Origin of the sequence: Amycolatopsis sp. NPDC058278 (assembly GCF_042881395.1) — a bacterium.
Lineage (GTDB): Bacteria > Actinomycetota > Actinomycetes > Mycobacteriales > Pseudonocardiaceae > Amycolatopsis.
In genome coordinates this window covers 32,651-41,515 of sequence record NZ_JBHVXZ010000089.1, presented here as the reverse complement: position 1 = coordinate 41,515, position 8,865 = coordinate 32,651, and the positions used below count along the sequence as shown (strand labels likewise).

9 protein-coding genes are annotated in these 8,865 nt (G+C 70.6%); 1 reads left to right on the top strand and 8 read right to left on the bottom strand.

Annotated elements, in window-relative coordinates; all coding sequences use genetic code 11:
* Positions 1–73: 73 nt before the first annotated feature.
* The 7 genes from ACFVYA_RS34975 to ACFVYA_RS34945 all read right to left on the bottom strand — a co-directional run bounded on the left by ACFVYA_RS34975 (position 74) and on the right by ACFVYA_RS34945 (position 7,140).
* A complete protein-coding gene (locus tag ACFVYA_RS34975) occupies positions 74–1,702 on the bottom strand; it encodes an ABC transporter substrate-binding protein (RefSeq protein ID WP_285986272.1) in 1,629 nt (542 codons plus the stop codon).
* Between the two features lie 235 nt (positions 1,703–1,937).
* The gene (locus tag ACFVYA_RS34970; RefSeq protein WP_285986273.1) at positions 1,938–2,891 is read right to left on the bottom strand and encodes a Ppx/GppA phosphatase family protein; all 954 of its coding nucleotides are present in this window, start codon (positions 2,889–2,891) and stop codon (positions 1,938–1,940) included.
* A 27-nt stretch (positions 2,892–2,918) separates the two neighbouring features.
* Entirely contained in the window at positions 2,919–4,079 is a 1,161-nt protein-coding gene (locus ACFVYA_RS34965; protein ID WP_387051120.1) for a lytic transglycosylase domain-containing protein, read from the bottom strand.
* Positions 4,080–4,219: 140 nt separating this feature from the next.
* Positions 4,220–4,735: a DUF501 domain-containing protein gene (locus tag ACFVYA_RS34960; protein WP_285986275.1), complete on the bottom strand. Its 516-nt coding sequence runs from the start codon at positions 4,733–4,735 to the stop codon at positions 4,220–4,222.
* 18 nt (positions 4,736–4,753) lie between these two features.
* Complete coding sequence (locus ACFVYA_RS34955; protein WP_086845214.1) at positions 4,754–5,116, bottom strand: septum formation initiator family protein; 363 nt, start codon at positions 5,114–5,116, stop codon at positions 4,754–4,756.
* A gap of 194 nt (positions 5,117–5,310) precedes the next feature.
* Positions 5,311–6,597 (bottom strand): phosphopyruvate hydratase, encoded by a 1,287-nt coding sequence (eno, locus tag ACFVYA_RS34950; RefSeq protein ID WP_285986276.1) that lies wholly within the window; start codon positions 6,595–6,597, stop codon positions 5,311–5,313.
* A gap of 96 nt (positions 6,598–6,693) precedes the next feature.
* Positions 6,694–7,140, bottom strand: coding sequence for a glyoxalase/bleomycin resistance/extradiol dioxygenase family protein (locus tag ACFVYA_RS34945; RefSeq protein WP_285986277.1), 447 nt, complete (start codon positions 7,138–7,140; stop codon positions 6,694–6,696).
* A gap of 75 nt (positions 7,141–7,215) precedes the next feature.
* Between ACFVYA_RS34945 and ACFVYA_RS34940 the strand changes: the two genes are divergently transcribed.
* Complete coding sequence (locus ACFVYA_RS34940; protein ID WP_387051117.1) at positions 7,216–7,620, top strand: tetratricopeptide repeat protein; 405 nt, start codon at positions 7,216–7,218, stop codon at positions 7,618–7,620.
* Between the two features lie 223 nt (positions 7,621–7,843).
* Here the strand turns inward: ACFVYA_RS34940 and ACFVYA_RS34935 are convergent, their stop codons facing one another.
* Positions 7,844–8,590, bottom strand: coding sequence for a murein transglycosylase (locus tag ACFVYA_RS34935; protein ID WP_387051129.1), 747 nt, complete (start codon positions 8,588–8,590; stop codon positions 7,844–7,846).
* Positions 8,591–8,865 lie beyond the last annotated feature (275 nt).

The window sequence follows — 8,865 nt, the reverse complement described above, 5'->3', positions numbered from 1 at the left end:
CAACCGAGAACTAAACTAACAATCAAGTCCACTCACGACGGCGTGGTGGTGGTTGCGGCAGGTCAGCGCGCCACTACTTCTTGAGGACCTCGATGGACGGGTAGTCCGGCATGCGCCGGAAGTCCAGGGCCGCCGACTTGAGGTTCTTCGACTTCGCCGCGACGCCCTTCTCGTCCCACACCGGGATCGACGGCAGGTCCTTGGCGATCAGGTCCTCGGCCTGCTGGTACAGCTTGACCGCCGCGTCCTTGTCGGCGGTGGCGTCCGCCTGCGCGAGGAGCGCGTCCACCTGCGGGTTCGAGTAGCTGGAGTCGTTCGAGGACCCGCCGGTCTTGTAGATCGGGTTGAGGAAGTCCTCGATGGACGGGTAGTCCGCGGACCAGTCGGAGCGGCCCATGCCGGTCAGCTTCTTCTTGGTGACGATGCTGCGCCACTGGCCGAAGTCGGTCGCGGGCACGAAGTCGCACTCGACGCCGAGGGTGTTCTTGATGCTGTTGCAGGCCGCGACCAGCGGTTCCTTGCGGCCACCGTCCGCGTTGGACGCGATGGTCAGCTTGCCCTGGAAGCCGGACTTCTGGAAGGCCTCCTTGGCCGCCGCCGGGTCGAACTTGCAGAACTGGCAGACACCGGGACGCGCACCCGGGATGCCCTGCGAGATGTAGCCGTCCGCGGGCACGTAGGTGTCGTTCATGACGGTCTTGGTGATCTGCGCGCGGTCGATCGCCATCGAGATGGCCTTGCGCAGTTCGAGGTTGTTGTAGCCGGGCACGTAGTACGGCACGGCGATGGTGCTGATCCCGAGCAGGTGGCCGGTGACCAGCCGGTCGCCGAGGTCGTTCTTGTACTTGCCACCCGCGACCGCCGACGGCGGCAGCGCCTCCATGAAGTCGAGCCGCCCGCTCAGCAGGTCCTGGTAGGCGGTCTCCTGGCTGGCGTAGATCTTGATGTCGAGGTCCTTGAAGTGGACCTTGTCGTCACCCTTGTAGTCGTCGTTGCGGGTGAGCTTGATGTCCTGGTTCGGCGTCCGCGAGACGAACTTCATCGGGCCGTTGCCGATGGGGTGCTGTTCGAAGCCCTTGGGGTCCTTGAAGAACGCGTCGGGCAGCGGCGCGAACGCCTGGTAGCCGACCTTGATGTCGAACACCGAGAACGGCGCGTCCAGCGTCACCTGGAACTCGTAGTCGCCCTTCTGGACCAGGCCGGACATCTTGTCCGTGGCCGGCTTGGCGTTCTCGTCCTCGGGGTGGACGTCCTTGTACCCCTCGATGTTCGAGAAGAAGTCGGTGTTGAGCTGGCCGTTCGGCCCGTAGGCGCCGTAGTTCCAGGCGTCGATGAAGTTGTGCGCCTTCACCTCGGTGCCGTCGTGGAACTTCCAGCCCTGCTTGATCTTGATGTCGTAGACCTTGGAGTCGGTCGTCGTGATCGAGTCCGCCATCAGGTTGAACGGCTTGGCGTCCGCGCCCTTGAACCCGACCAGGGTGGCGAACATGACCTGGATCGCCTTGGTGCCGCCCAGGTCGTTGATGTTGGTCGGGACCAGCGCGTTCTGCGGTTCGGTGCCGTAGACGCTGACCGTGCCGTCCGGGTTCGTCTCGCCGGCCCCCGTGGAGTTGCTGCCCGAGCCGCCGCCGCACGCGGCCAGCACGAGCGCCAGCGAGGTCATCACCACCGTGGGTCCCCAGAGCCTGCGCGAACGCCGCATGATCCCCTCCATCTCCGTCTGCCCGAAAGATGGGACGCACGCTATCGGGGGCGGCGAAGCTGATCACAGGACTGCGGTGTTGCAAATGTGTGACGGTCGTCAGGACCACCTGGTTGGAGCACAACCAACGGAGGAATTCGGATACTCCGGACGGCCCAGCGCGGACAGCAGGTCATCACGCGCTCACCCTGGGTTCCGTTGCGGCACAAGCCCTTCCGGGCGGCCGAACGGTCGGTCAGGCGAGGGAGAGGGCGATGCCGTCGAGGATGTCGTGCTCGCTGACGACGAGCTCCGTCGGGCCGCCCCGGGCCGCCAGCTGCTCGGCCAGGGTCTGGACCACCACCGCGCCGCCGCCGATCACGTCGACCCGGCCCGGGTGGATCACCGGGTTGGCCGCGCGGGTGGCGTGGTCCTCGCTGAGCAGGCGGGACGCGAGCCGGTCGATGTCCGCCGCGCTCAAGGTGGACAGGTGCACCCGGTCGCTGTCGTACTCCGGCAGCCCCAGCGCGATGGCCGACAGCGTCGTCACCGTGCCCGCCACGCCCATCCACGTCCGGGCGCGGGCGACGTCGACCACGTCGAACGCGTCCGTCAGCACCTTGCCCGCCAGGTCGCGGGCGGTCGCGATCTCGCTCGCCGTCGGCGGGTCGCTCTTCAGCGCGCGCTCGGTGATGCGGACGCAGCCGATGTCGACGGACTTCGCCGCGAGGACGTCGGCCCGCTTGCCGTCCCAGGTGCCGAGGACCAGCTCGGTCGAGCCGCCGCCGACGTCGGTCACCACGAACGGGCCGTCGTCCGGGTCCTGCTCGCCCACCGCGCCGGTGAAGCTGAGCCGCGCCTCTTCGTCGCCGCTGATCACCTCGGCCTCGACGCCGAGGGTTTCGCGGGTCATGCGGAAGAACTCGTCGCGGTTCTTCGCGTCGCGGGTCGCGGACGTGGCGACCATGCGGACCTTCTCCACGCCCTTGCGCCGCGCGGCGATCGTGTAGTCGGCGAGCGCGGCCCGGGTGCGCTCGAGGGCCTCGGGGGCCAGCTCGCCGGTGGCGTCGACGCCCTGGCCGAGCCGGACGATCCGCATCTCGCGGTGCAGGTCGCGCAGGTCGACCGTGCCGTCGTGGCGCGGCGTCAGCTCGGCGACGAGCAGGCGGATGGAGTTGGTCCCACAGTCGATCGCGGCAACACGAGGCATGCGATCACCCTAACCGGCGCGGATGCGTCAGGGCGCAGGCGTCGGCGGCGTGGTCGTGATCAGGACGACCGACGTGGGCACCGACGTGACGATCTGCCCGCACGTCGGTTCGGGCGGCGTGGTCTTCGTCGGCGTGGTGGTGGTCTCGATGGTGGTACCGGTCGGTGCCGGCACGGTCGTGAAGCTCGTGATCGTCGTCGGGACGGCCGTCGTAGTCGTCGGCGGCACGCACGTGGGCGACGACGTGGTCGGCGGCGGCGAAGTGGCCGGCGTGGTCGGCGGCGGCGTGGAAACCGTCGTCGCCGGGACCGGCGGGGGCGGGATCGACGGCGGTGCGGGCAGGGCCGCCGCGTTCGGGGCGCCGACCGGCACCGTGCTGTCCGGCACCTGCATGATCCCGTTGCGGTAGGCGTCCGCCCACAGGATCACCGTGTTCACGTACGTGTCGGAGTTGTTGTAGCGGTAGATCGCCCCGCGCAGCTGGTCCGGTTTGGCCACGTCGAACCCGCCGGAGCACAGGTAGCGGCCGGTGGCCAGGGCCGCGTCGAAGAGGTTGTTCGGGTCGGACTTGCCGTCGCCGTTGCCGTCGGAGGCGTAGCCCTTCCACGTCCCCGGGATGAACTGGGTCGGGCCGACCGCGCGGTCCCACACCGGGTCGGTGTCGAGCAGGCCCTGGTCGGTGTCCGGGATCGCGGCGAACCCGCCCTGGCCGTTGAGCTGCGGGCCGAGGATCGGCTCGCGGGTGGTCCCGAAACCGTCCACGTAGCCGCCGCGCGCGTGGTTGGACTCGATCCGGCCGATGCTGGCGATCAGCGCCCAGTCGATGTGACACGCGGGCAGCTCGCGGCCGAGGATGTCGGCGGCGTTCTGGTACGCCTTGAGCGCGGTGGCCGGGATGCCGAGCGGGCCGTCGGGGAGCTCGTAGGCCGGCAGGGGCATCGGGGTGGGCGCACCGGGGAGGGTGCCGTCGACGGCGATCTGCTGGAGTGCGGCGTGCCCGGGGTCGTAGCCCTGGGCGAGCGCGGCGTCGCGGGTGTGCCCACCGAGCCAGCCGAGGGTGCCACCACCGGCGACCAGCGCGGGGACCACGGCCAGGATGCCGGTGATCAGCGGGTACGCGGTGCGGTGGCGGATCCCGAATCTTCGCGCGTAGCTCCCGACTGCGTCTGGCAGCCGCCGCACACGCATGCTCAGAGCCCTCCTGGCCGGATCGATCGCCGTCTTCGGGACACAGCCTGCCGCATGCACGGCGAGGTTTCAGCCCATCGAGAGTCGCGATCGAGGTTTTCGCTCACCCAGACCAGTTATCTGTTCACAACGCGCGAGTGTTACGCGGCGCAGTCCCCCGTGGGCCACCCGTTGGCCTTAAGCAGGGCCAGCGTCTCGTCACCGAACGGATTCACGCCCGGGCCGACGGCGAGGGCGTGGGCGACGTGCACGTGCAGGCACTTGACGCGGCCGGGCATGCCACCGGCGGTGACCTGGTGGCCGAGCGGCTCGATGGCGTCCCGTTCGGCGAGGTAGACCTCGTGGGTGCGCTGGTACTGCGCGGCGAGCTCGGGATCGGTGGTCAGCCGCTCCGTCATCTCCTTCATGATCCCGGACGCCTCGATGGTGCCGATCATCGAGTTCAGCTTCGGGCAGGTGAGGTAGTAGAGCGTCGGGAACGGCGTCCCGTTCTCCAGCCGCGGGCTGGTCTGCACCACGGAGGGGTGCCCGCTCGGGCACCGCGCGGCGATGGCGCGCAACGCCCGCGGCGGCCGCCCGAGCTGCTCCGCGATGATCTCGCGGTCGGCGTCGGTGACGGGCTCGAACCGGTGCTGCTGCGTGCTGTTCACGCGCATCAGGTTAGAGCGTGCCCCTCAGCCGCCCGAGACCTGGTTCCACAGGTTCTCGTACCAGGAGCTGCCCGCGACCTGCTGCTGTCCGGCCGGCGGGGCCGCGTCGGGCGCCTTGTCCTCCGGCAGCTGGACGATGTACGGCGTCTCGCCCGGCTTGACGTACCGCAGCCGCCGGCGGGCTTCGGCCTCGATCTGCGCGGGGTCGCTCAGCTCGGCCTTGCGGCCTTGGAGCTGAGCGACCTCCTGCTGCAGCTGGGCCTGCTGCGCCTGCTGTTCGCGGACCTCGGTCCGCTGGGAGAGGTACGTGCGCAGGGGCACGGCGATGGTGAACGCCAGCGCGCACACCACGATCGCCACCACCGCCGCGCGGCGGGTGGTGGACATGCCGAGCACCTTCGCCGCACCCGACGCCCGCTTCGCCGCCAAGCCCCGGCGCAGCCGGGCCCTGGTGGTCTCCGGGTCGCCGGTGCGGCGGCGCGCCGCTTCGGGGCGGCGGGCCGGTGCGGGCCGGTTGGCCCGCGATGCCCCGCCGCCACCGCCACGGCGGCCGCGTGTCCTCCCCCGGTCCGCCATCGGCGTCAGGCCTCGGCGCTGAACCGCGGGAAGGCCAGCTCGCCGGCGTACCGGGCGGCGTCACCGAGGGTCTCCTCGATGCGCAGCAGCTGGTTGTACTTGGCGATCCGCTCGCCGCGGGCCGGGGCACCGGTCTTGATCTGGCCGACGCCGGTGGCGACCGCCAGGTCCGCGATGAAGGTGTCCTCGGTCTCGCCGGAGCGGTGGCTCATCATCGACTTGTAGCCGAACGACGTGGCCAGCGAGATCGCGTCGAGCGTCTCGGACAGGGTGCCGATCTGGTTGACCTTCACCAGCAGCGCGTTGGCGGCGCGGCGGGTGATGCCCTCCTCCAGGCGGTCCGGGTTGGTGACGAACAGGTCGTCGCCGACGATCTGGACCTTCTCGCCGACCTCGGCGGTCATGGTGACCCAGCCGTCCCAGTCGTCCTCGCTCAGCGGGTCCTCGATGGAGACCAGCGGGTAGTTCGCCAGCAGCTCGCCGTAGTAGGCGGACATCTGCTCGGCGCTGCGCTTGGTGCCCTCGAAGGTGTACGCGCCGTCGGCGAAGAACTCGGTCGCGGCGACGTCGAGGGCGAGCGCGACGTCGCGGCCCGGGGTGTAGCCGGCCTTCTCGATGGCCTGCAGGATCAGGTCGAGCGCCTCGCGGTTGTTCGCCAGGTTCGGCGCGAAGCCGCCTTCGTCGCCGAGACCGGTCGACAGGCCGCGGCCCTTCAGCACCGACTTCAGCGAGTGGTAGACCTCGGCGCCCCAGCGCAGGGCCTCGCGGAAGGTCTCCGCGCCGATCGGCGCGATCATGAACTCCTGGACGTCGACGTTGCTGTCCGCGTGCGAACCGCCGTTGAGGATGTTCAGCATCGGCACGGGCAGCACGTGCGCGTTCGGGCCGCCCAGGTAGCGGAACAGCTCCAGCTCGGCCGACTCGGCGGCGGCCTTCGCGACGGCCAGCGAGACGCCGAGGATGGCGTTCGCGCCGAGGCGGGACTTCGCCGGGGTGCCGTCGAGGTCGACCAGCTTCTGGTCGACGATCCGCTGGTCGACGGCCTCGATGCCGACCATCTCCGGGCCGATCTCGTCGAGCACCGCGGCGACCGCGCGCTCGACGCCCTTGCCGTTGTACCGGCCGGTGTCGCCGTCCCGCAGCTCGACCGCTTCGTGCTCACCGGTCGACGCACCCGACGGGACCGCGGCCCGCGCCAGGGTGCCGTCGTCGAGAGCCACCTCCACCTCGACCGTCGGGTTGCCGCGCGAGTCCAGAATCTCGCGCGCGCCTACCTGCTCGATGAGAGCCACGCCATGCTCCTCGGTGCGTCGTGCCTGCGGTTTCGCGCCCAGCCTAGCCGTCGCGGCAGTTCACCCGTTGGAGGCACGGCCGGTAGCGGCCGGGCCTCAGCCCTCCGCGCGGATCGCCTGCCAGCCCGGCGGCAGCTCGACGGTCTCCGACGTCTGCTGCCAGAACGTCCAGCTGTTGCCCCCGAGATCGGCGACGGTGTACACCCGGGCGCCGTACGGCTGGTCCTGCGGCGGATCGAGCTCGCACTCGTCCCCGAGCGCGGCGGAGATCCGCTCGTAGTGCTCGTCCACGTCGTCGACGTAGACGATGTTGAGCTGGCCGACCGGGCCGTCGACGCCCTTGGCCTGCCAGTAGTCCGGCCCGACGCCGGCGAGCTGGATCCGCGCGTCGCCCGCGCGCAGCGTCGCCTGGAAGACCTCGCCCGCCGCGTCGCAGAACCGGACCTCCTCGGTGAAGCCGAAGGTCCTGGTCAGCCAGGCGAGCGCCGCCGTGGCGTCGGAGTAGTAGAGGTAGGGCGCCAGGCCCCGGTACCCGCTGCTCATGGCGGCACAGTCCATCACGTCCCCCGTTTCCAGGCGTGTGCAACCCCCTTCTCCCGGGGTAACGTGGGAATGACCATGACGGACGCCGCAGCTGCTTCGCAGCCTCCCGAGGAGTCGTGGTTCCATGCCTTCCGCCAGGCCGAAGACCTGGTCGGCCGCCGTCGCCCGCTCGACGCGCTGAAGGCGTTGCAGCCCCTCCTCGCATCCGAAACGGACAAACCGTCGGTGCACCTGCTGGCCGGGCGCGCCTACTTCCACTCCGCTCAGTTGCGGCGCGCCGAAGAGGCGTTGACCCGGGTGCTCGAACTGGACCCGACCGACCACTACGCGCGGTTCGTCCTGGGCCGCACGCTGCAGCGCCTCGGCCGGTTCGTCGAGGCGCTGGCGCAGATGCGGATGGCCTCGGCGATGAACCCGGTGCCGGAGTACCTCGAGGCGATCAACGAGGTCAAGGCCCGCATCGCGCTGCGCGAACCCTGAGGCGACCAGGGCCGAACGGCCCGGGGCACCTCGGCCGTTCGGCCGACCGGGGCAGGCCCCTCGACCGATGTCCGGCACGCCCTCGTCCGGCGAAGCTGGTTCCAGACCGAACAGGGAGGGACCACGATGTCGATCTTCGCCACGCTGGGTGCTTACGCCGGGCTGCTGCTGCTCGTGCTGATGGCCGTCACGCCGCTGCTCGCCGACCGCGAACTCTGACGCATCAGGGCGCGACGCTCGCCTCCGCGTAGGCGTCCGCCGCGCTGAAGACGTCCTGGCCGTACGCCAAGGCCTGGTTGTAGAACAGGATCGCCCGCCACCAGCCGGCCGGCGTGCCGAGGTCGTCGCCGCCCGAGCACAGGAACCGGGCCGCCGTGAAGGCCGCGTCGTCGATGTTCTGCGGGTCCGGGGTACCGCCGTCGCCGTTCGCGCGCTCCTGGTACTTCTTCCACGTCGACGGCAGGAACTGCATCGGGCCGATCGCGTGGTCCCACGACTTGTCGCCGTCGAGCTTGCCGCCGTCGCTGTCGTGCACCGCCGGGACGCCCGGCGAGCCGTCCAGCGGCGGGCCGACCACCGGCTTCGCCACCCGGCCGTCCGCGCCGATCGCCGCGAGGTCGAACTCCCCGCGCTCGTTCTCGACCCGGCCGATGCCCGCGAGCGTCGCCCAGGACAGGTGGCACGTCGCCTTCTGGCGCTGCATCCACATCTCCGCCCGCCCGTAGGCCGCCAGCACGCGCACCGGGACGTGCGTCTTGCCCGCGACGCGGGTCGCCCACGCGTCGAGTTCGGCCCGGTCGGACACCTGCGGCCGGTCGACCGGCGCGGCAAGCCCGGCCCGCGGTGCTTCGGCGCCGGGCTGCGGACGCTGTTCGGGGATGGCGAGCGCCGGCTGGACCGGCGGCGACGCGGCGGGCGCGTCGGGGTTCCGGACACCGATGGTCACGAGGAGGACCACCCCGGTGACCACCAGTCCCAGCGCGAGGGCGATCCGGCCGAGGTACCGCCTGGGCGGGCCACCCGGAGGCGGCGACGGAGGCGTGACGGTCGGCTGAGCGGTATCGGCCACCCGAACAGGTTACGGAGCCACTCAAGAGGGACTGTGTTGCTCCGGGGCTTCGCCCCGGGCCGGGGGCTCCGCCACCCGGAACCCCCGAAGGCGGTCCCTCGATCGCCTGACCAGGCAAACTAAAGGTAAACCCGAGGCCGCTGCCAGCGAAATCACAGAATTCGTTATCGAGTCGA

Excerpts from the sequence above, each read along its gene's own strand:
- ACFVYA_RS34975 (WP_285986272.1), bottom strand. The coding sequence starts at position 1,702 with ATGCGGCGTTCGCGCAGGCTCTGGGGACCCACGGTGGTGATGACCTCG.
- ACFVYA_RS34970 (WP_285986273.1), bottom strand. The coding sequence starts at position 2,891 with ATGCCTCGTGTTGCCGCGATCGACTGTGGGACCAACTCCATCCGCCTG.
- ACFVYA_RS34965 (WP_387051120.1), bottom strand. The coding sequence starts at position 4,079 with ATGCGTGTGCGGCGGCTGCCAGACGCAGTCGGGAGCTACGCGCGAAGA.
- ACFVYA_RS34960 (WP_285986275.1), bottom strand. The coding sequence starts at position 4,735 with ATGCGCGTGAACAGCACGCAGCAGCACCGGTTCGAGCCCGTCACCGAC.
- ACFVYA_RS34955 (WP_086845214.1), bottom strand. The coding sequence starts at position 5,116 with ATGTCCACCACCCGCCGCGCGGCGGTGGTGGCGATCGTGGTGTGCGCG.
- ACFVYA_RS34945 (WP_285986277.1), bottom strand. The coding sequence starts at position 7,140 with ATGAGCAGCGGGTACCGGGGCCTGGCGCCCTACCTCTACTACTCCGAC.
- ACFVYA_RS34940 (WP_387051117.1), top strand. The coding sequence starts at position 7,216 with ATGACGGACGCCGCAGCTGCTTCGCAGCCTCCCGAGGAGTCGTGGTTC.